Origin of the sequence: Brevundimonas sp. VNH65, assembly GCF_049445955.1 — a bacterium.
GTDB lineage: Bacteria > Pseudomonadota > Alphaproteobacteria > Caulobacterales > Caulobacteraceae > Brevundimonas.
This window is the reverse complement of sequence record NZ_JBMSDX010000013.1, coordinates 36,872-56,987: the sequence shown is the minus strand read 5'-3', so window position 1 is coordinate 56,987 and position 20,116 is coordinate 36,872. Positions and strand designations below refer to the sequence as shown.

At 66.6% G+C, this 20,116-nt stretch carries 25 protein-coding genes and 1 tRNA gene; 17 read left to right on the top strand and 9 right to left on the bottom strand.

Features of this window, described 5'->3' with window-relative positions:
- Positions 1-129: 129 nt before the first annotated feature.
- From ACO2Q1_RS16015 to ACO2Q1_RS16005, 3 genes are read right to left on the bottom strand one after another with little or no spacing between them, the layout of a single operon-like run.
- Positions 130-459: a DUF1330 domain-containing protein gene (locus ACO2Q1_RS16015; protein ID WP_086490855.1), complete on the bottom strand. Its 330-nt coding sequence runs from the start codon at positions 457-459 to the stop codon at positions 130-132.
- Between the two features lie 50 nt (positions 460-509).
- Positions 510-1,151 (bottom strand): LysE family translocator, encoded by a 642-nt coding sequence (locus ACO2Q1_RS16010; RefSeq protein ID WP_086490856.1) that lies wholly within the window; start codon positions 1,149-1,151, stop codon positions 510-512.
- Between the two features lie 56 nt (positions 1,152-1,207).
- Complete coding sequence (locus ACO2Q1_RS16005; RefSeq protein ID WP_423330483.1) at positions 1,208-1,624, bottom strand: PaaI family thioesterase; 417 nt, start codon at positions 1,622-1,624, stop codon at positions 1,208-1,210.
- Positions 1,625-1,779: 155 nt separating this feature from the next.
- On the opposite strand from ACO2Q1_RS16005, the gene ACO2Q1_RS16000 reads away from it, so the two are divergent.
- From ACO2Q1_RS16000 to ACO2Q1_RS15970, 7 genes are all read left to right on the top strand, one after another.
- A complete protein-coding gene (locus ACO2Q1_RS16000) occupies positions 1,780-2,319 on the top strand; it encodes a cupin domain-containing protein (RefSeq protein ID WP_206046154.1) in 540 nt (179 codons plus the stop codon).
- 8 nt (positions 2,320-2,327) lie between these two features.
- On the top strand, positions 2,328-3,104 hold the full coding sequence (locus ACO2Q1_RS15995) for an isocitrate lyase/PEP mutase family protein (protein ID WP_086490857.1): 777 nt from the start codon (positions 2,328-2,330) through the stop codon (positions 3,102-3,104).
- Complete coding sequence (locus ACO2Q1_RS15990) at positions 3,101-3,751, top strand: glutathione S-transferase family protein (protein ID WP_086490858.1); 651 nt, start codon at positions 3,101-3,103, stop codon at positions 3,749-3,751. Before ACO2Q1_RS15995 ends, ACO2Q1_RS15990 begins: the two co-directional genes overlap by 4 nt.
- Positions 3,748-4,638 carry an NAD(P)-dependent oxidoreductase gene (locus ACO2Q1_RS15985; protein ID WP_423330482.1) on the top strand — a complete coding sequence of 297 codons (891 nt, stop codon included), beginning with the start codon at positions 3,748-3,750 and terminating at the stop codon, positions 4,636-4,638. The genes ACO2Q1_RS15990 and ACO2Q1_RS15985 overlap by 4 nt, the downstream gene beginning before the upstream one ends.
- Before the next feature lie 115 nt (positions 4,639-4,753).
- On the top strand, positions 4,754-6,112 hold the full coding sequence (locus tag ACO2Q1_RS15980) for a PLP-dependent aminotransferase family protein (RefSeq protein WP_167381820.1): 1,359 nt from the start codon (positions 4,754-4,756) through the stop codon (positions 6,110-6,112).
- 8 nt (positions 6,113-6,120) lie between these two features.
- Positions 6,121-6,861, top strand: coding sequence for an SDR family NAD(P)-dependent oxidoreductase (locus tag ACO2Q1_RS15975; RefSeq protein ID WP_086490861.1), 741 nt, complete (start codon positions 6,121-6,123; stop codon positions 6,859-6,861).
- Positions 6,861-7,406: a YbaK/EbsC family protein gene (locus tag ACO2Q1_RS15970; protein ID WP_086490862.1), complete on the top strand. Its 546-nt coding sequence runs from the start codon at positions 6,861-6,863 to the stop codon at positions 7,404-7,406. The genes ACO2Q1_RS15975 and ACO2Q1_RS15970 overlap by 1 nt, the downstream gene beginning before the upstream one ends.
- A gap of 72 nt (positions 7,407-7,478) precedes the next feature.
- Here the strand turns inward: ACO2Q1_RS15970 and ACO2Q1_RS15965 are convergent.
- Positions 7,479-7,555 (bottom strand) — tRNA-Arg (locus ACO2Q1_RS15965).
- Positions 7,556-7,797: 242 nt separating this feature from the next.
- Here ACO2Q1_RS15965 and ACO2Q1_RS15960 point away from each other — a divergent pair.
- The 4 genes from ACO2Q1_RS15960 to ACO2Q1_RS15945 all read left to right on the top strand — a co-directional run bounded on the left by ACO2Q1_RS15960 (position 7,798) and on the right by ACO2Q1_RS15945 (position 10,876).
- Positions 7,798-9,093, top strand: coding sequence for a hypothetical protein (locus ACO2Q1_RS15960; protein WP_423330481.1), 1,296 nt, complete (start codon positions 7,798-7,800; stop codon positions 9,091-9,093).
- Between the two features lie 43 nt (positions 9,094-9,136).
- Positions 9,137-9,676 (top strand): signal peptidase II, encoded by a 540-nt coding sequence (gene lspA, locus ACO2Q1_RS15955; RefSeq protein ID WP_423330480.1) that lies wholly within the window; start codon positions 9,137-9,139, stop codon positions 9,674-9,676.
- Positions 9,677-9,752: 76 nt separating this feature from the next.
- Positions 9,753-10,325 carry a DUF3035 domain-containing protein gene (locus tag ACO2Q1_RS15950; RefSeq protein WP_423330479.1) on the top strand — a complete coding sequence of 191 codons (573 nt, stop codon included), beginning with the start codon at positions 9,753-9,755 and terminating at the stop codon, positions 10,323-10,325.
- Between the two features lie 80 nt (positions 10,326-10,405).
- Complete coding sequence (locus ACO2Q1_RS15945) at positions 10,406-10,876, top strand: PaaI family thioesterase (RefSeq protein WP_423330478.1); 471 nt, start codon at positions 10,406-10,408, stop codon at positions 10,874-10,876.
- A 169-nt stretch (positions 10,877-11,045) separates the two neighbouring features.
- On the opposite strand, the gene ACO2Q1_RS15940 is transcribed toward ACO2Q1_RS15945, so the two are convergent.
- Both ACO2Q1_RS15940 and ACO2Q1_RS15935 read right to left on the bottom strand, forming a co-directional pair.
- The gene (locus ACO2Q1_RS15940; RefSeq protein WP_423330477.1) at positions 11,046-11,828 is read right to left on the bottom strand and encodes an SDR family oxidoreductase; all 783 of its coding nucleotides are present in this window, start codon (positions 11,826-11,828) and stop codon (positions 11,046-11,048) included.
- A 25-nt stretch (positions 11,829-11,853) separates the two neighbouring features.
- Entirely contained in the window at positions 11,854-12,156 is a 303-nt protein-coding gene (locus ACO2Q1_RS15935; RefSeq protein WP_423330476.1) for a 4a-hydroxytetrahydrobiopterin dehydratase, read from the bottom strand.
- Between the two features lie 94 nt (positions 12,157-12,250).
- On the opposite strand from ACO2Q1_RS15935, the gene ACO2Q1_RS15930 reads away from it, so the two are divergent.
- Genes ACO2Q1_RS15930 through ACO2Q1_RS15920 form a run of 3 tightly spaced genes read left to right on the top strand, consistent with a single transcriptional unit; the run spans position 12,251 to position 15,244 of the window.
- Positions 12,251-13,051, top strand: a complete 801-nt coding sequence (locus ACO2Q1_RS15930; protein ID WP_423330475.1) for a class I SAM-dependent methyltransferase — start codon at positions 12,251-12,253, stop codon at positions 13,049-13,051.
- A 23-nt stretch (positions 13,052-13,074) separates the two neighbouring features.
- The gene (gene ubiB, locus ACO2Q1_RS15925; protein ID WP_423330474.1) at positions 13,075-14,655 is read left to right on the top strand and encodes a 2-polyprenylphenol 6-hydroxylase; all 1,581 of its coding nucleotides are present in this window, start codon (positions 13,075-13,077) and stop codon (positions 14,653-14,655) included.
- 43 nt (positions 14,656-14,698) lie between these two features.
- Positions 14,699-15,244 (top strand): hypothetical protein, encoded by a 546-nt coding sequence (locus ACO2Q1_RS15920; RefSeq protein WP_423330473.1) that lies wholly within the window; start codon positions 14,699-14,701, stop codon positions 15,242-15,244.
- Positions 15,245-15,265: 21 nt separating this feature from the next.
- On the opposite strand, the gene ACO2Q1_RS15915 is transcribed toward ACO2Q1_RS15920, so the two are convergent.
- From ACO2Q1_RS15915 to ACO2Q1_RS15905, 3 genes are all read right to left on the bottom strand, one after another.
- The gene (locus tag ACO2Q1_RS15915; protein ID WP_423330472.1) at positions 15,266-15,793 is read right to left on the bottom strand and encodes a CHAP domain-containing protein; all 528 of its coding nucleotides are present in this window, start codon (positions 15,791-15,793) and stop codon (positions 15,266-15,268) included.
- A gap of 71 nt (positions 15,794-15,864) precedes the next feature.
- The gene (locus tag ACO2Q1_RS15910; RefSeq protein ID WP_423330471.1) at positions 15,865-17,034 is read right to left on the bottom strand and encodes an acyltransferase family protein; all 1,170 of its coding nucleotides are present in this window, start codon (positions 17,032-17,034) and stop codon (positions 15,865-15,867) included.
- A 60-nt stretch (positions 17,035-17,094) separates the two neighbouring features.
- Positions 17,095-17,544, bottom strand: a complete 450-nt coding sequence (locus ACO2Q1_RS15905; RefSeq protein WP_423330470.1) for a COG3650 family protein — start codon at positions 17,542-17,544, stop codon at positions 17,095-17,097.
- 109 nt (positions 17,545-17,653) lie between these two features.
- Here ACO2Q1_RS15905 and ACO2Q1_RS15900 point away from each other — a divergent pair, with 109 nt between their 5' ends.
- The 3 genes from ACO2Q1_RS15900 (at position 17,654) to ACO2Q1_RS15890 (ending at position 20,105) form a co-directional block, all read left to right on the top strand.
- Positions 17,654-18,835, top strand: a complete 1,182-nt coding sequence (locus tag ACO2Q1_RS15900) for a DNA cytosine methyltransferase (protein ID WP_423330469.1) — start codon at positions 17,654-17,656, stop codon at positions 18,833-18,835.
- A complete protein-coding gene (locus ACO2Q1_RS15895) occupies positions 18,832-19,647 on the top strand; it encodes a DUF2461 domain-containing protein (RefSeq protein ID WP_423330468.1) in 816 nt (271 codons plus the stop codon). Before ACO2Q1_RS15900 ends, ACO2Q1_RS15895 begins: the two co-directional genes overlap by 4 nt.
- A gap of 80 nt (positions 19,648-19,727) precedes the next feature.
- The gene (locus tag ACO2Q1_RS15890) at positions 19,728-20,105 is read left to right on the top strand and encodes a hypothetical protein (RefSeq protein WP_423330467.1); all 378 of its coding nucleotides are present in this window, start codon (positions 19,728-19,730) and stop codon (positions 20,103-20,105) included.
- Positions 20,106-20,116: the final 11 nt, after the last annotated feature.

Here is a 20,116-nt window from a genome sequence, read left to right as displayed (position 1 = left end):
CGGCCTCCTGCTCCCGCAGGATCCCGATGATCTGCTCTTCCGTGAACCTTGATCGCTTCATTGTGTCCGTCCTTTGTTAGGGCGGACTCTAGCTATTCCTGGAGGAGTTTCAGGGGGTCACGTCAGCCCTCACGAGCTGCGTTCCACTCGCGCCGGCGCGACGAGATTGCGAGCCGATCCACGGACCATCACGACGACAGCGTCCGCGCCCGCCTTGCGATCGAGGCTGATGCGTTGATAGTCCGGATCGTTCAGAAGGCGAGAAGCCTCTGCCTCACCGGAGAATTCCAGGACGACCACTTTATCAGGCTTGAGTGCGCCCTCGAGCAGGATCGGTGCCTCGTCCGCGACGAGCACCCGGCCACCGTGGCGAGCGAAAACTGACGGAAAGGCGTCCATATAACGCCGGTACGCTTCCACCTCAGTGAAGCTCAATTGAGCAATGAAGTAGACGGACAAACTGCACCTCTCGCTGTCTTGTTAGGGAATGACTTCGCGGGCCGATCGCGTCAGCCGATCTTCGCTCTGCTGTCGAAGATCATCCGCAGGGAGAGTGACGCGAGAACCGCGCCCATGGCCCAGCGCTGCGCAGCAACCCACTTCGGACGAGCGCGCAGTTGACGGGCAACGCTTCCCGCAAACAATATGACGAGGCCATTGATCATCATGCTGATCAAGATTTGCACCGATCCGAGAACCAGCGTCTGGCCCAGTATCGCGCCGTGATCCGGCGCGACGAATTGGGGAAGCAGAGAAAGGTACATCACAGCGATTTTCGGATTGAGGAGATTAGTCAGGAGGCCCATCCAAAAGAGGCGCGATTGGCTGTCATGCGGGAGGTCATGAACCTCAAACAGCGAGCGGCCCCCAGGCCGGACCGCCTGCCAAGCTAGCCACAGCAGGTAAGCGGCCCCCGCCACCCTGATGGCGTCGTATGCGAACGGGACAGCTAACAGCAGCGCCGTAATCCCGAATGCCGCGCAGAGCATGTAGAAGACAAAGCCGGCAAGCACGCCAGCTAGCGAAACGAGACCGGCGGTGCGCCCCTGAACGATCGTGCGCGAAATGAGATAGGCCATGTTCGGACCAGGGCTGAGGGATAATCCCACCGCAACAATCGCGAACGCGCCGAGGCTGGTGATCTCTGGCATTACCTTAGTGCCTCAATTTGGTTTGTGAGCACGAGCTGGCAGCAGATCGCATCGACCTACTTCAACTTGATCAAAGTTTGCTGGCCTGCGGCGCAGAGCCGCTCGCCGGCTTCGTGGTGGTCGAACACTTTAAGCGCGCAGATCGTCAGCGTGCGGCCGCTCTTGAGCACCTGGCCATGCGCCGTCAGAAACGCTCCTCTCGCCGGTGCAAGCAAGTTGAGCTTGAATTCCACGGTGAGCACGTCGGTGCCTGCCTCGAACAGGCTGTAGCCGGCATAGCCACCAGCCACGTCTGCGATCGTCGCTATGACGCCGCCGTGGAACAGCCCGTTCTGCTGAGTCAGACGGGCATCGAAAGGTAACCGCAACACGACGCGGCCAGCGGCGACCTCCTCGAGCGACGCTCCGATATGCTGCATGAACGCCTGTCGCCCGAAGCTCTCGGTGACGCGGCTCACAAGGTCATCGTCCAACCCCGGTGTCATCATCACCCCCTGAAGCTCGCGGCACATGCCGAATCGTGAGCAATCGATACAATTATGATTGAACAGAGTGAGCAATTATGCAAGCTTTGCTCTGCCAGCAGAGCTGTCTCGAGAGCGACGGCCGAGAGGCGATCGAGGGTGTGATGGATCAGAAAGTTCCTGACGCGCGAGTCGACGCGCCCAGCGAGCGGCCCGGCGTTGAGACCGCAGGCGCGAGCCGACTGCGGGCTCCTGCCGCGGCTAGTGAAATGCCGCCGCGGACTAAGCCTTCCAACTATCCGGCACCATTCGCTCAGCGCATGAGTGGTCGGACGAAACGCCCGCTGGGCGATGCGTTCGGCCTGTCCAACTTCGGCGTGAATCTCACGACGCTGTCGCCAGGCGCGGTTTCCGCGCTCCAGCATATCCACAGCAAGCAGGACGAGTTTGTCTATGTGGTCAGCGGTGAACTCACCTTGGTGAGCGGCGCTGACCTCCACGTCATGACGGCAGGGATGTGCGTCGGCTTCCCGGCGGCGGGAACGAGCCATCATCTCGAGAACCGCTCACCGCGTGAGGCGACATTCCTGGAAGTCGGTGACCGAAGCGAAGGGGACGAGGTTAGCTACCCTGCGGACGACATCACCGCTGTTCGCGATCGCAGTGGCTGGCGCTTCATGCACAAGAACGGCGAACCATACTGAGGGGGATCATGCGTACTCAAGCCGACAAAGTCCGAGCATTCAGAGCCCTACACCAACCCGGCTCGCCCGTAGTGATGCCAAACATCTGGTCTGCCGGCACCGCCATCGCCATGGCTAACGCCGGGTTCGAAGCGATCGCGACGACCAGCGGCGGGCTGGCGCTCGATCATGGCGTGCGCGACGGAGAAGTAGGCCGATTGGCTTCCGTCCTCGCCGCGACCGCAATAGCTGCCGCCGTCGACATCCCCGTTTCTGCGGATTTCGAGAACTGCTTCGGCGACAGCGCGGATGACTGCGCCTCGCTCATGGTCTCTGCGATTCGGGCGGGACTCGCTGGCGCTTCGGTCGAGGACGCATCCGGCCGGCCCGAACAGCCTATTTACGAGCTCGACCATGCAACGGCTCGGGTGAAAGCCGCCGTCGATGCGGCGCGCGCGGCCGGCGACCTCGTAGTCACGGCCCGTGCTGAGAACTTTCTTCATGGACGGCCGGATCTCGACGACACTGTTTCCCGGCTGAAGGCCTTTGAGGCCGCTGGTGCTGACGTTCTGTTTGCACCGGGCCTCCCTGATCTGGAGGCGATTAGAGCCGTCTGCAACGCGGTGTCGAAGCCCGTCAGCGTGATCGTCTACCCCGCGGACCCAAAGATGTCTGCAGGGGACGTGGCCAGTGTTGGCGTCGGCCGCATCAGCTTGGCCGGTTCGCTGGCACGTTTGGCCCATCAGACAATCGTAGCCGCCGCCCAGGACGTGCGAGCCGGCCTCTCGGGGAGCACTACGCCATGAAGCTGATCGGCATGCTTACGTCGCCCTATACCCGACGGGTCGCGATCAGCCTGACAGAAATGGGGCTGGAGTTTGAACACGTCCCCATCTCCGTCTTCTCGCATCTGGCGGAGTTCAAGGCGCTCAACCCGGTGGTGCGCGCGCCGACGCTCTTCCTCGACGACCAGACGATGCTCACCGACTCTCATGTGATCATCGAGTATTTCGACCGCGCCGACCGCAGCCGCAGCCTCTGGCCCGAATCCGATGCCGACCTGCGCGCAGCGGCGAGCGTTCTTGGGATGGCCCAGACGACTTGCGATAAGACCGTGCAGCTCGTCTATGAGCGCGAGCTGCGACCCGCCGAGAAGCAGTTCGCCGATTGGATCGATCGCGTCACGGGGCAGGTGAACGCTGCGTGCGAGCAACTAGAGTCGCTGGTCGAAGATGCGCCGCTGTGGCTTGAAGCCGACCGCCTGAACATGGCGGGCATTACACTCTCGGTGGTTTGCACGTTCATGCAGAACCGCATTCCCGACATTTGGGAAAGAGGGTCGTTCGACAAACTCAACGCCTTCCGCGAAAGCGCCGAGGCGCTTCCGACGTTTCGTCGTTGGCCACACGCCAGCCTCGCCGCGCCTCTAGCTCACGCACCACTCTGGCCATGAAACCTCTCGGCTTCCTCGGCGTGGGGCTCATGGGGACGCCCATGGCCCTCAATCTCTTGGCGGCCGACATACCCATGTTGGTTTGGAACAGATCGCCCGGGAAGGTCAGCGAGCTTGTTGCTGCCGGCGCGACCGCAGCGGCAACACCCGCCGAGGTCTTTGCTGCCTGCGAAACCGTGATCATGATGCTTGCTACGCCCGACGCTATCGACGCTGTGCTGCAGCCGTACTCATCCGCCTTCGCCAAAATGGTCGGTGGAAAGCTCGTCATCAGCACCGGGACGGCTTCGCCAGTCTACTCAGCCCGGCTCGCGCAAGCAATCGAGCGCGCAGGTGGGCGATACGTCGAAGCGCCGGTCTCCGGCTCGAAGCAGCAGGCGCAAGACAAGCAGCTTGTGGCGATGGTCGCAGGAAGCCCTGCCGACGTCGCCGAAGCGCGAGGGATCTTACAGCCAATCTGTCGTGAGACGTTCGATTGCGGGGCTATACCCGGCGGTCTGACGATGAAGCTGGCGGTCAACCACTTCATGATCGTCATGGTATCGGGTCTGGCCGAGGCATTTCACTTTGCAGATGCGGCTGGCCTAGATCCAGCCGCATTCCGCGACGTGCTCGACGCGACGCCGATGGCCAGCAGCGTTTCCCGCGTCAAAGCTGGAAAACTCGCGAGCCGTGATTGGACACCGCAGGCCACAACTGCGGACGTGCTGAAGAACATTAAGCTCATCGACGACGCCATCTCGCAGGTCGGAGCGACATCGCCTTTACTCCATGCCTGCTTCGATTTGTTCGACGAGATCGTCAGCGCGGGAGAGTCCGGCGCCGATATGGCAGCAGTCGCATCTGTCTTCGACGCCCGTCGGCTTCGGGAGAAGGTCGGTGCCTAGCGTAAGGATGCTCCCTCCAACGGGTCCCGCAGGACCTGCCTTGCCGATTGGGGCTATGCCTTGCTTCCCCAAGCTGCGATGTAGTACAATTCCGAAAATTGTATTGCGAGATTTTGTGGCTAGCGCTCAGACCCCGAAAATCCAGCTTCCGGATGTGCCAGGAGCTCTGCACGAGCGGCTTGCGATCGCCGTCGAGCAACTTATTGGCGCTCGGCGCTACCAGCCTGGCGACCGCTTGCCTACGCATCGAGAATTGGCGCAACAGGCTGGAGTCGCGATCGGAACGGTTACGAAGGCGCTCGATCTTCTCAGCGGGCGCGGCATCCTGCGGGGCGAAGTCGGCCGCGGCACCTTCGTAAATGATGTACGCATCGCACCGGTCAGCAACGGCGTCATCGACCTTGCAGTCAACGGACCGCCGCCGGTCATTCCCGAGGAGAAGTTCCGTGAAGCGGCAGAGCGGGCGATGCGCCGGTCTCTTGCCCTTCCTCATGGGGGCTACGCGGCGCAGCGCGGAACGGCGGAGCAGCGGCGAACCTTCGCTGGATGGCTCACCCGAACTCGCCTGAAGCTCGATGAAGATGAGCTGATCGCCACCGTCGGCGTCCAGCACGGCATCTTTCTGGCGTTTCAGGACCTGCGGCATACGTCACGCCTGATCGCGACCGAAGGCGCTACCTATCCCGGCGCCCTGGCGGCGGCGCGCGCGCTCGACATGGAGATGCTGCCGGTCCTGCATGATGACAACGGCATCGATCCTGATGACCTGGACCGCACGCTCGCGACCAGCGGCGCCAAGATCATCTATCTAACTCCGGTCTGCCACAATCCTCTCGGTTTCGAGATGGACGAAAGCCGCCGCAGAGCTGTTCTGGCCGTAGCCGAAAAGCATGATGCGTGGATCGTCGAAGACGACATCTATTCGGTTTACGCGGCGAAAGGCGGGCCGACGTTCAAGGAACTTGCGCCTTCGCGCACATACTATCTGAACAGCCTGTCGAAGTGCCTGACGCCGCTGCTCCGCGTGGGAGTGATCGCGCCGCCTGAGCAGCGGCGAGCAAGCATAGCTAAAGCTGTCGGCGCCGTCGTATGGGGGGCCTCTCCCCATGGAATGGAGATGGGATGCGCGCTCATCGAAGTTGGTGCGGACACGACCGTAGCTTCGATCCTGCGCACGGAGGCCAAAGCGCGCCTCCAACTCGCGCAGCGCGTCTTGGCGCTCGATTCCGTCCCCATGCCCGGCGGCGCACCGCACCTGTGGCTCCCCATGCCTGCGATCCAGGCTGCGAAGCTCGCGCGCTTGTCGAGCGATCATGGCGTCCGCCTCACGCCGCCTGACGCATCCTATGTCGGTGGCGAGAGCGGAGGCGGGATCAGGCTCTCCATCATGGCCACAACGAGCCGGGACGATCTCGAGAAGGCGCTGCGAACCGTGGCGACGCTGCGCACCGAACCCGAAGAAGTGATCATCTGAGGCATCCCATGACCCAGCATGCGTTGATCGTAACAGGTGGAGGGCGCGGCATCGGTGCCGAGATCGTGCGAGGTGCGGCCATGCGCGGCATCGCAGTGGCTTTCTCGTACCAAGCCGACGATGAGGCGGCCAACAGGCTTGTCTCCGGCCTGAAGCACGAGCACCGTGTCATCGCCGTACGCTGTGACGTTGCCGATCCCGGAGCGGCAAGCAGATTTATGGACGAGGCCGAGAAGCAGCTCGGCCAAGTCACGATGGTAGTCAACAATGCCGGTGTCACCGGACCTCTAGGCGCTTTCGTCGATGCGACGTCGGACACGCTGAAGCGCACGTTGGACGTCAATCTTCTAGGGACGATGTGGCTTGCCCAAGAGGCGGCAAGACGCTGGCTGGCCCGCGGAACCCCGGGGCGAATGGTCAATATCTCTTCGATCGCCGCGACCCTTGGCGCACCAGGCGAGTATGTGCACTACGCGGCGACTAAAGCGGGTGTGGAGGCATTTACGGTCGGCCTCGGCAAGGAGCTCGCTCCGAAGGGAATCCGTATCAACGCTGTCTCGCCAGGGACGGTGCTAACGGAAATCCATGCAGCGGCGGGGGAGCCCGATCGACCCGCACGCGTCGCAGCCCGGATACCGGTCGGCCGCCCGGGCGAGGCTAGCGAGATCGCGGCTGCGGTTCTCTGGTTGTTGTCCGACGAGGCTTCCTATGTGAACGCTACGGTATTGCGCGTGGCGGGCGGCCTCTAGTGAGCGTCGAGGGCGTTCGGGAGTTTTTGCGTCAAGCGGCGCCGGATATCGAGGTCATCCGAACACGGGCGAATACGGCTACTGTCGAGGAAGCTGCCCGCGTGCATGGCGTTTCGCCATCACAGATCGCGAAGACGCTCACGCTTGAAGCCGGCGGCCGAGCGTTCCTGCTCGTCGCCGCGGGAGACGCTCGCCTAGACAACGGAAAGGCGAAGAATGCTTTTGGTGGTCGGACGAGAATGCTGCCCCGCGAGGAGGTGGAGGCGCTGACCGGCCACCCGGTTGGCGGCGTGTGTCCGTTCGGCCTGCCGTCGCCGCTCGACATCTACTGTGATGTCTCCCTGCAGGCGCACCCGTTGGTTCTGCCGGCGGCTGGTGACATCGATGCTGCGATCAAGATCAGTCCAGCGCGTTTGGCGGACATCACGAACGCAAGGTGGGTTGATGCCTGCCACGCTAAGTCCGGATCGGCTAAGGGATCAGGCCCCACGCAGCTTGAAGGCTCAGGTTACGAACGCTCCGCTGCGAACGTCGTTACGCGATAGGCGCTCCAGCGAGCTGCCCTGCGCCTATGCAGGTGATGTAATGGTCGTCGAAGGCCATCTCGCCTTGGGAGATGGCGCACCCATCAGGATTCGAACCTGAGGCCTCTACCTTCGGAGGGTAGCGCTCTATCCAGCTGAGCTATGGGTGCCTGTTGCTTACGCGGTGCTTACGCGGAAAACCTGTGAGTTGGAAGCTCTACCGATGCCTCCTGCAAGCCGTTGTAAATCAACTCCTTTTTTTCATCTCTTACCGCCCATCACCCGTTGACAGCAGCCTTCGGAGGGCAACGCTCTATCCAGCTGAGCTACGGGTGCGTTCCGGGACCGGGTTGGTAAGCCAATCGGGGCCGGAAGGGAAGCGCAAACCCGACGTGAACCGATGGAGGGCGCAATGAAGCTGAAGGTGCTGGGTCTGGCCGCCGGACTGGCCGTGTCGATCGCCGCCTGCGCCTCCGCGCCCAAGGTCGCCGATACGGGCGAAGGGCTGGACGCGATCGCCCGCGACTATGTGGCCTTGACGCTGGAGATCGGCGAGCGGGAGCCGGGCTATGTCGACGCCTATTACGGGCCGGCGGAATGGCAGGCGGCGGCCAAGGCCGCGCCGCGCGACCTGTCGCAGCTCGCCGAGGGCGCGGCGGCGCTGGGCGCCCGACTGGAGGCGGTGGACGCGGAGGCGCTGAACGCCGAAGACCGCCAGAGGCGCGCCTATCTGACGGCCCATGTCGACGCCGCCTCGGCGCGCTTGCGGATGCTGTCGGGCGAGAAGTTGAGTTTCGCCGACGAGGCCGAGGCCCTGTTCGGCATACGGCCGGACCTGCGGCCCCTGACCGAGTATGACGCCGTTCTGGCCCGGATCGACGCCCTGGTTCCCGGCGAGGGGCCGCTGCTGGATCGTGTGACCGCGTTCCGGCAGGCCTTCGTCATTCCGAAGGACCGGCTGGACGTCGTGATGCGCGCCGCCATCGCCGAGTGCCGCGCGCGCACGGCCAGGCACATCCGTCTGCCTGAACATGAAAGCTTCACCCTGGCCTTCGTCGGCGACAAGCCGTGGTCGGGCTATAACTATTATCAGGGCGGGGCGGCGTCCAAGATCGAGATCAACGCCGACTTTCCGATCCACACGGAGCGGGCGATCGACCTGGGCTGTCACGAAGGGTACCCGGGGCATCACGTCTACAACGCCCTGCTGGAGCAGACCTTCGTGCGCGAGAAGGGCTGGGTGGAGATGAGCGCCTATCCGCTGTTCTCGCCCATGTCCCTGATCGCCGAAGGCAGCGCCAACTATGGCATCGACCTGGCGTTTCCGGGCGAGGAGGCGATCGCCTATGAGCGCGACGTCCTGATGCCCCTGGCCGGTCTGGCTCCGGCGGATGTGGCGAAGAAGGCCCGGCTTCTGGGCCTGATGCGCCAGCTGGCCCGCGCCGAATACACCATCGCCGACGATTATCTGGCCGGACGGGTCGGGCGGGAGGAGACGATCGCCCGGCTGTCGAAATACAGCCTGACCGCGCCGGACAAGGCGGCGCAGCGCCTGCGTTTCATCGACACCTATCGTTCCTATGTCATCAACTACGGCCTGGGACGGGATCTGGTTCAGGCCTGGGTGGAGCGTCAGGGGCCGGATCACTGGGCGTCTATGCGGCGTCTTCTGTCCAGCCAGATCCTGCCCGTCGATCTGCAGCCGTGACGGGTTTGGCGATCGTCGGAGGGCCTGCTAACGAGGCCGCCGCATGAAGAACAGCTTTTCCATTCCGCGAATCGCCTGCGCCGCCTACGGCTTCGCCCTGCTGGTGATCTTCCTTGATCAACTGACCAAGGTCGCGGTCACGGACATGGCCGGAATGGCGGCCATTCCCGACATCCCGGTCGGTTACCATTTCGCCTCGGTCATTCCCGGGGTGCTGGACTTCACCATGGTCCAGAACAAGGGGGTGAGTTTCGGCCTGTTCGGCGGGGGCGAAGGGCGCTGGCTGTTGAGCGCCTTCGCCGTTCTGGTGGCGGGCGGTCTGGCCTGGTGGGCGACGCGGATCGACCGGCGGCTGCTGATTTCGGCCGTGGGGCTGATCATCGGCGGGGCGCTGGGCAACGCCATCGATCGCATCCGCTTCGGCTTTGTGGTCGACTTCGTCGATTTTTCCCAGACGGGCCTCTTCCCCTGGGTTTTCAACGTCGCCGATGCGGCCATCAACGTCGGGGTCGCCCTGCTGATCCTCGACGCCGTCCTGTCGGAACGCCGCGCCAAGGTTGGCGTGGCCCACGAAAAGTCGTAATCAGCCGCTTTCAGGGACGTTCCCTGACGATCGATGCGCGCGCCCGCGGCGGCGCGCCGCCGGAGCCGAGTTCGCCATGACTGTTCGTCCCTTGCTTCAGAAGGCCCTGCTGGGCGCCGTGGCCGTGTCGGCCCTTTCGCTCGGCGCCTGCCAGGGCACGCGCGAGGCCATCGGCCTGACCAAGGTGGTGCCGAATGAGTTCGTCACCGTCGCCTCCGCGCCGCTGGCGGTCCCGCCGGAGTACGGGCTGCGTCCGCCGAACCCGGGCGAGCCCCGCCCGCAGGAACTGGCCCCGGAAAGCGCCGCGCGTCAGATCCTGCTGGGCCAGCGCCAGGCGATCACCCGCACCAGCGGAGAACAGGCTCTGGTGGCGGCCGCCGGCGGCGACCGCGCCGATCCCCTGGCCCGCTATGTCGTGGACGACGAGTTCGGCGGCCTGGCGCACAAGGAGCAGAGCTGGGCCGACCGGATCATGTTCTGGCGCCGCGACGACGCCTCCAGCCAGGCGTCGACCACGACCCAGACTTCGACCGGTCCCCTCGTCATCGACGCGGCCAGCGAGGCGGCGCGGCTCGAGGCCCTGACCGGGCGCCAGGGCATCGTGATCCAGCCGCGCCAGTCGCGCGGCATCAAGCTGCCGGGACTCTGATCCACGCCGGATCACCTGCGGCGCTTGCCAATTTCAGGTCCGTCCTTATTGTGAACTGACTGTTCGCAGGGGACCCTTCCATGGCCGACGCTGATCTCACCGGCGCCCTGACCATTGATTTCGCCGCGCTGTCCGGCGTGGAGCAACTTCGGCTGGGTCTGTCGGGTGAAGCGCCGATGGCGCCCATCGCGCGCACGGTCGGCTTCGAACTGGTCGAGGTCGAGGAGAGTCGGGTGGTCTTTGAAGGCCTGCCGACGCGCGCGGTCTATAATCCGCTGGGCACTGTTCACGGCGGCTGGATGGCGACCATTCTGGACTCCGCCTGCGGTTGCGCGGTCCACAGCCTGCTCAAGCCCGGCTGGAACTATACGACGCTGGAGCTGAAGACCGTCTTTCACAAGGCGCTGAGGGCCGACACGCCGGTGCGCGCGGTTGGGACCATCGTGCAGATGGGCCGGCGGGCGGCCTTCTCCCAGGCGGAGCTGCGGGGCGTAGATGGCGTCCTGTACGCCAGCGCCACCTCGACCTGTCTGGTGATGGCGCCGGATTGAATGGGCGCTGGCGCGCCGCGCTATGTTGGGCTCGCGGAGCCTCACGACATGAGCGCAATCGTCTCGGTTCCAGAGGGTTCGCGCGGAAGCGCCAGGCCGCGTCGGGTCGGGAGGTCCCGAGGGGCCGACGACCGCGGCCCACCAAACAAGAAACAGGCGGCTTCGCCAACTATTGCGCCGTCATGCCGCCGTCGATCTTGAACTCGGAGCCGGTGATGAACTTGGATTCGTCCGACGCCAGATAGACCACGGCCCAGGCGACGTCGTCGGGTTCGCCGATGCGTTTCAGGGGGATGCCCCGCGCGAGGCGCTCATGCCCCTTGGCCTCGTCGCCGCCGGCCATGGCGATGAAGGGGTCCAGGATCGGCGTCTTGATGAAGACCGGATGCACGGAGTTGCAGCGGACATTCCACCCGGCCTTGGCGGTCTCCAGGGCGACGGTCTTGGTGTACATCCAGACCCCGGCCTTGGTGGCGTTATAGGCGCCCATGCCCGGCGCCCCGGCCAGACCGGCGATGGATGAAATGTTGATGATCGAGGCAGGCGCGGCGGCCCTCAGGTGCGGCATGGCGTGCTTGCAGCCGAACATCACCGAGCGAAGGTTGATCTCGTACTGGCGCTGCCAGTTCTCGGCGGTGTCTTCCTCGACCCAGCTGAGGGCGCCGCCGACGCCGGCGTTGTTGACCAGGATGGACAGGCCGCCGAGGTCGGCGACGGCGCGCGCGATCACGTCGCGCCACTGATCCTCGGACGCCACGTCATGGCCATAGGCGACGGCGGCGCCGGGCGTGCGCGCATTGACCGCCGCCGCCAGGGCCTCGGCCCGGGCCGTGTCGATGTCGGTCAGGGCCAGGCGCGCGCCCGCCTCGGCCATCCGATGCGCCATCGCCTCGCCCAGTCCCCCGGCGGCGCCGGTGATCAGACCCGTCTTGCCCTTCAGCCGATCGGCCATGGCGTCCCTCCCTTGTCGATGTCGTTCAGTTTCCGCCGAGGGCGGTCGCAGCCTCGTCGATGAAACGGGCCATCTTCAGATCCAGCTCGGTCACGCCGCCGGCGTCATGCGTCGTCAGCAGCACCTCGACGCGATTGTAGACGTTGGACCATTCCGGATGGTGATCCATCTTTTCCGCCAGCAGGGCCACGCGGGTCATGAAGGCGAAGGCGGTGTTGAAATCGGCGAAGGTCAGCGAGCGGGCGATCGCCGGACGATCGCCGGGCGCCGAGGACCACCTGGGCAGGTCTTTCAGGATTTCCGTAAGGTCAACAACAGCTTGCGCCATGACGTGTCACTCCCTGAGGCCTTGGGGTAGCGCGATCGGCCTGACACGGCAAGGCGACGGTGACGGCGGCGTCCAGACCCGCTAAACCCCTGACATGAGCGCCTCCCAGCCGCACTCCCGTCCCGAGGATCAGGCCTCCTCCTTCGGTTTCCGCGACGTCGGGGACAAGGAGAAGGTCCGGCTGGTGCGCGGCGTGTTCGACAGCGTCGCGTCCAGCTACGACCTGATGAACGACCTGATGAGCGGCGGCGTCCACCGGCTGTGGAAGGACGCGGCGGCGGCCAGGCTGAATCCTCGTCCGGGCGAGGTCATCCTCGACGTCGCGGGCGGCACGGGCGACATGGCCCGGCGATACGCCCGTATGGCTCGTCGCGCCCAGCAGCGGCGCGGCGGCGAGGACGCCTCGGTTATCGTCATGGACTATAACGCCGAGATGGTGCTGGCCGGTCTGCACAAGGACCAGCAGAAAGGCACGGGCGAGCCCGAAGTCAGCTGGTCGGTCGGGGATGCGATGAACCTGCCGCTGCCGGACGCCTCGATCGACGCCTATTCGATCAGCTTCGGCATCCGCAACGTCGCCCATATCGATCAGGCGCTGCGAGAGGCGCGGCGCGTGCTCAAGCCGGGCGGTCGGTTCCTGTGCCTGGAGTTTTCGCGGCCGACGACCGGTCCGGTGCGGCGGGCCTATGACGCCTGGTCCTTCAACGCCATCCCGGCCATCGGCCAGTGGGTGGCCAGGGATCGCGACAGCTATCAGTATCTGGTCGAGAGCATACGGCGCTTTCCCGACCAGATCGCCTTCAAGGCGATGATCGAGGCGGCCGGATTCCGCAATGTGGCGGTGACCAATCTGTCCGGCGGGGTCGCGGCGATCCATTTCGGGTGGGCGATCTGAGCGACGCCATGGAGTCCCGGCGGATGTCCTATCGCATCGCGCCCAAGCCGCCCCGGGCCGAGCCGGTTCGCGATCCGCTGAGCGCGGCCTGGCGGTTGATCGGCTGGATGTGGGTGCTGGTGCGCCACGACGCCCTGCTGCCGAGGGAGGTGACGCCTGTGCTGCCGGGCTGGGCGCGGCCGTTCGCCGCCTTCCTGCATCTGTTCTCCGGTCGTGAGGGCCGCGACGGACGGCCGGGCCAGAGGCTGGGCCGCGCCTTCGAGCATCTGGGACCGGTGGCGGTCAAGCTGGGGCAGGTGCTGGCCACACGGGCCGACATCTTCGGCACGGAGTTCGCCACCGACCTGGGGCGACTGAAGGATCGTTTGCCGCCGTTTCCGATCGACCAGGCGCGGCGCGAAATCGAGCGCTCCCTGGGGCGGCCGGCCGAGGCCCTGTTCGTGGAGTTCGGCGAGGCGGTGGCCGCCGCCTCCCTGGCCCAGGCCCATCCGGCCCGTCTGGCGGACGGACGCAAGGTGGCGGTCAAGGTCTTGAGGCCCGGAATCGAGCGGCGGGTGGCCAGGGGTCTGGACGCGATGCGGCTGGGCGCGCGTCTGGTCAATCGTCTGGTCCCGCCGGCGCGACGGCTGGAGCCTCGCGCCTTCGTGGAGACCGTGGCCCAGTCGATGCGGATGGAGCTGGATCTTCGGCTGGAGGCCGCCGCCGCCTCCGAGCTGAAGGAGGTGATGGACCGGTCCGCCGCCGAAGGGTTCGGCCACATGCGGGCGCCGGGCGTGATCTGGGACGGGGTCGGCAAACGGGTGCTGACGCTGGAATGGGCCGGGGGCGTGGCCATGACCGACCCGGCCTGCGCCGAGCAGCCCGGCCTGGACAAGGACGCCCTGGCCGACAATGTGGTGCGCGCCTTTCTGGGCCAGGCGCTGGACCACGGCGTGTTTCACGCGGACCTGCATGAGGGCAATCTGTTCGCCTCGGCCCCGGCGGAACTGATCGCGGTCGACTTCGGCATCGTGGGGCGGTTGGGCGAGGGGGAGCGCCGCTATCTGGCGGAAATCCTGTGGGGCTTCCTGACCCGCGACTATCCGCGCATCGCCCGCGTGCATTTCGAGGCCGGCTATGTGCCGCCCAACCATTCGGTGGACGCCTTCGCCCAGGCCCTGCGTGCGGTCGGGGAGCCTGTCATCGGCAAGCAGGCGTCCGAGGTGTCGATGGGGCGGCTGCTGGGCCAGTTGTTCGAGATCACCGCCCTGTTCGACATGCATCTGCGGCCGGAACTGATCCTGCTGCAGAAGACCATGGTGTCGGTCGAGGGCGTGGCGCGGCGTCTCAACCCCGACCATGACCTGTGGGCGGCCGCCCGGCCGGTGGTGGAGCGCTGGATCGCGCGCGAACTGGGGCCTCGCGCCCAGGTCCGGGACGCGCTGAAGGAGTTGATCGGCACGGCGCGCGCCACTGCCCGTCTGGTGCAGGATCCGCCCCGCCCCGAGACGGTGGTTATTCGCGAGACGGGAACGCCGCGATGGTTGGCGGCTTGTATCGTGATCGCAACCTGCGCCGCGATCGGCGCCCTTGTTCTGTCGATTTGGTCAGTCACCCAGGTCTGATCCCTGGCGGGGCGTCCGTGTCCCGTTGATGCCGGAGTGTTTCATGAGCCGTCTCGCCATTTCCGCCGTCGCCGCCGTCCTGGCCCTGGCCGCCGCCCCGGCGCTCGCCCAATCAGCCGGGCAGGGCCGAAGCCAGCTGACGCCGCCGGGCGGCGCCGCAGCGGTCGCGACGATACCCAACACCTTTGACGGCCCGCCTGCGGCCCGTCCGGCCGCCCGTCCCGCCGCCGCTGCGCCCGCCCAGGCGACGGCCCAGACGACGGCTCCGGCCGCGACGCCTTCGGACCCGGCGCAGGTCGCCGCCGCCGAGGCGATGCTGCGCAAGACCGTGGCCGCCATGCAGGCCGGAGCGCCGAACTATGGCGACATGTCCGAGAACCTGGCCGTCAAGGTCCGCGAACAGTCCAGCGCCATCACTCCACTGATCCAGAGCTTCGGCGCACTGACCGTCCTGGCCCATGTCGGCGCCGAGAACGGCGCGGAGCTGTTCATGGCGCAGTTCGCCAATCAGGCGACCCAATGGGTCATCGCCCTCAACGCCGAAGGCAAGATCGTGGTGCTGCTGTTCCGCCCGGCGCCGGCCGCCTGACCGGCGGGCAAGGGCGACGGATCAGCGTGAGGCGATCTCGGATGTGTCGGTCGACGCCGTCTGGAGCGCGTCTGCGGCGGTGTCGGCCTGGCCTTTGTAGATGAAGCCGTAGGTCGGATAGACGGTCGTGCCGAGGTCGTTGATCGGATTGTACCAGACCTTGACCCGGCTCCAGTCATTGGCGTCGGACACGTCCACCACGGTGACGTTCTCTTCGACCTTGCCGCGGCTGCCGCCCCAGTTGGCGTGGGTGATCTGGATGGCCCGGTCCGTGATGATGTTGGACACCACCGCGACATGCCCGCGGGTCATCCGACCGACCGGACGGAACACCATGACGGAGCCGGTCTCCGGCCGTTCGCCGGTGCGGAACTTGCGGGTGGCCTGGCCCCACCAGGTCCAGGCGTCGCCGAAGATCTGGATGCCCGACAGCATCCGGGCGAAGGTCACGCACTGCCAGTAGGGCGCGTCGGCCGCAGCGGGCCCGGAGCCCACGGCGAAAAATCCGAGCGACGCCGCAACCACGGCGGCGGTGAACCGTTTCGTCATGCTGGAGTGTTTCCGACTGTTACGCCCAGAGCAGCCATAACCGCTCTCGCCCGAGGGTTGAACCCCTGACCTCATAACGCCGTTTGTGCAGTGCGAAGGGCCTTTTCGCGGCGCGGGAACCGTTCGCCCAGGCGGCGAAGCGCCCGTCGGGCCGGGAATTCCACCAGATGGTAGGAGACGGCGGCCACGACCGGCAGGCCGGCGAGGATCGCCAACCACACGAAAACGTGAAGACGCTTGTCGTCCGCCCCGGTGAGCCTGGCCGCAAGGTTCACCGCAAGCAATTGCCAGGGCACCAGGACCATATAGACTGAATAGCTGATCTCACCGAGGTAGACGCCGGCCTTCGAGGCCATCAGTCCCGCGCGGGCGTTGGGCAGCGACGCCAGTCCGAGGATCAGAGCGCCGGCCAGGGCGACGATGACGCCGTCCCAAAGGTTCAGCCACGCCGCGCCGGTCATAAGCAAGGCGGCGACCGTCGACACCAGCATCGGCCGGGGCAACGGGCGACGTCGGAAGACCAGATACAGGGCGCATCCCAGGGCGAAACACGGCACGATCCGCAGCGCGCCCCAGGCGATCGTCGCCTCGGTCAGGTGGAAGCCGGCCAGGCGCGGGAACACCAGATAAAGGGCGAAGAGGAAGAAGACCCCGGACGCCGTGGCCGCCCAGGGCCGATCCTTCACGCGCCAGGCGGCCCAGGCGAAGGCGGGAAACAGCAGATAGGCGAACCATTCGGCCGAGATCGACCAGGACCGGTGGTTCCAGGCCGACTCCGGGGCCAGGCCCCAGGCGTGGGTCATGGTCAGATTGGCGGGCAGGGAGGACCAGCCGAGGATGCCGTCGTCCACCGCCATTCCGGCCGCCACAGCGCCGAAAGCCAGCACGCCGACCCCGACCAGGGTGGCGACATGCAGGGGGTAGACCCGCGCAACCCGCGCCCACAGGAAGTCGCGATAGCTGAACCGTTTCTCGCCCGCCGCCGCCAGATAGACGTGGCAGAGGATGAAGCCGGACAGGACGAAGAACAGCTCAACGCCCAGATAGCCCTTGGCCACGAGGCCGGGCCGGAAATCCACGGCGAGGTGGTCCCACAGGGCGTAGACGGCCACCCACATGGCGGCCAGGAAACGCAGGGAGGTCAGGGCCCGCAGGTCGGTCGGGGCGCCCGCCGCATCGGTCAGATGGGAGTCCGGGCGCGGGGCGAGCGAGGCTCGAAGTTCCGCATTCTGCGCGACCATGAGTTGTCCCTTCGGGTCCGGTTCGAACCGGCACCCTAGGGGCTCACGCTTTGGGAACCGTTAAGGCGCGGGCTGGCTCTCGATGAAGGCGCGCGAGGCTGCGCAGCCCTGGAAATCGCGCTCGCCCAGCTCGACCCTGGCCGTCAGGGGGTAGATGCGGTCGCTCATCCCATCCGAGCATTCGGTGGCGATGAGGGTCAGGACCAGGGGCTGGCCGTCCGTCGTCTGCGTGCGCCACACCGCCATGGCGCCCATCATGCCGGGCCCGGGATTGGGGGCGGTCAGCGGGGTTTCGTCCACGCCGCTCCAGCTCAGGCCCTCCGCTGTGACGTCGAGGCCCCAGAAGGGTTCGGTTCCCAGAACGCGCAGGGGCTGGTTGAGGTCGGTTCCGGACAGGACGGCGGCGGGCGGGGCATCGGCGGGCGGCGGGGCGCTCTCGGTCGTGCCCTCGGAGCAGGCCGCCAGGACCAGGGCTGCGGCGGGGAGGACGGCTCTGAGGACGGGGCTCATGACGGGGCCTCACGCTGGGAAAAGTGGATCGGCGGACCCTCGCGCCTTCGCAGGCGCGGGGTCAAGGGCGGACGTCGCCCCAGCCTGCGCCGATCGCTAGGATAGGGCCATGGCGATTCGCTCGGAACAGGCGGCGACACAGGCAATGAGCCGGGGCGGACGGGCGCCGGCCGTGTTCGAGTTCTTCGCCGGCGGCGGCCTGGCGGGGATGGGCCTGGCGCAGGCGGGGTTCGCGACGGCCTTCGCCAACGACATCGACGCGGCGAAGTCCGCCAGCTTTCGCGCCAACCATCCCGGGGTTTCCTTTGTTCAGGGTGATGTCTGGGGCCTGAGCCCCGCCGACCTTCCGGCCGTGGCGCCCGCCGTCTGCTGGGCCTCGTCGCCCTGTCAGGACCTGAGCCTCGCCGGGGCGCGCGGGGGGTTGAAGGCGCGAAGATCGGGGGCGTTCTGGGGGTTCTGGAGTCTGGTGCAGGGGCTGCAGGCCGAGGGGCGCGGCCCGCCGGTCGTGGTGCTGGAGAACGTCTCGGGCCTGCTCAGTTCGTCGGGCGGCGCCGATTTCGCCGCCGTCTGCGAGGCCATGGTCGAGGCCGGGTATCGCGTCGGCGCGCTGGAACTGGACGCCGCGCAATGGCTGCCCCAGTCGCGTCCTCGGCTGTTCGTCGTCGCCATGAAGGGGGTGGCGGGACCGGAGGCGTCGGCGCCTGCCGCGCCGTTCCATACGCCCCGACTGATCGCCGCCCAGGCCGCGCTTCCGGAGGCGGTCCGGGCCGCCTGGGCGTGGTGGCGGATGACGCCGCCGCCGCGCCGGAACCTCGATCTGGACGCCCTGCTGTCGCCGGACGCCCAGTGTGACTGGCTGGACGAGGCGCAGACGCAGAATCTGCTGGCGATGACGTCGCCCCTGCACAGGCAGCGGCTGGACGCCGCCCTGGCGTCGGGAGAGCGCCGCGTGGCGGCCGCCTTCCGACGGGTGCGGGTCGAAGACGGACGCAAGGTTCAGCGGCTGGAGGTGCGGCTGGACGGCCTGGCCGGATGCCTGCGCACTCCGGCCGGAGGGTCGTCGCGGCAGTATGTGCTGGTCGCCGAGCACGGCCGCCTGCGCGCCCGCCGGCTGACGGGGCGAGAGGCGGCGCGGCTGATGGGGCTGGACGACGCCTATCGCCTGCCCCGCAGCGAAAGCGCGGCTCTGAAGCTGATGGGCGACGCGGTGGCGACGCCGGTCGTGCGCGCCCTGGGCGAGCAGTTGTTGCTTCCGGCTCTCGCCGGACGATCACGGGAGATGGCCGCGTGACCGCCTTCAAAGGCTTCGATCCCGCCGACCTGGAGTTCCTGCGCCAGCTGGCGCTGAACAACGATCGTGACTGGTTCACCGCGCATCGCGGGGTTTATGACGAACGGCTGAAGCCGACGCTGGAGGCGCTGGTGGCGGATACGACGGCGGCGATGGCCGCCGTCGGCGTTCCCCTGGCGGGCAATCCGAAGAAGAGCCTGTTCCGCATCCACCGCGACACCCGGTTCTCGCACGACAAGCGGCCGTACAAGACCCACGTCTCGGCCACCCTGACCCGCACCGGACCGGACGGCGAATGGCGCAAGCTGTCGCCGGGCATGGTCTATGTCCACATCGAGCCCGAGGGCGGGTCGCGGCCGGCCTTTGATCCCGACAGCATCGATCCGCTCGACCCCTCGACCCTGCCGCCGTCGGAAGCGGTCGGCGCGGACGCCGAGGGCTCGCCGTTCGGGCACGGCCCGTTTCTCGGCGGCGGCTTCTATTTGTCCGAGCGACCCAACATCGACGCCTTCCGCGCCGCCATCGTCGCCGATCCCGAGGCATGGGCCGCCGTCATCGCCGGACTGTCGAAGGCCGGTCTGAGCCTGGGCGCCGGCGATCCGGTGAAGCGGATGCCCAAGGGCCATGAGGCCCAGGCCGGGGGACCGTTGGAAGCGGATCTGAAACGCACCCGCTGGCTGGTGCGGCGCGGGCTCACCGGCGCGGAGATCGGTTCGCCCGACCTGCCCGGTCTGATCGCGCGGTTCGCCCGCGACATCCGGCCGTTGCTGGACTTCGGATGGAAGGCCCTGCACGGCGTCCCTCAGCGTTGAGGACGGTCTGAACCGATCGTTAACCGCAGAGGCGCACCCTCGGCTTCGGATCGTCGTACCGGCAGGGAGGCCGCGCTCCGATGTCGACCATCATGACCAACTCTGTGCGACGCTCGCGCGACCATTTCGAGCCCCAGGACATCGATCCCCAGGAACAGCGCCGTCTGCGCGGCCTGCTGGAGCAGATCGACTACACCGCCTACGTCTCCAACCGCGAGGTCATCGCGCCGGCGCTCAAGACCGTGGACACCGGCGCCTTTCAGCGGATGGCCGTCGCCGTCGCCACGGCGCGGACCCGGTGGGTGTCCGAGGCCCTGCGTCTGTCGGAATCCGGCTCTCCGGCCACCCCGGACGTGATCGCGCGTCTGACGGCCGCGCGCGTCGCCTTCGAGGAGCTGTCCGAGGCCTATGAAGGTCTGCGTCGCATGGTCGAGCGGGGCTATCTGACCCTGCGCTGAATCCGGATGTC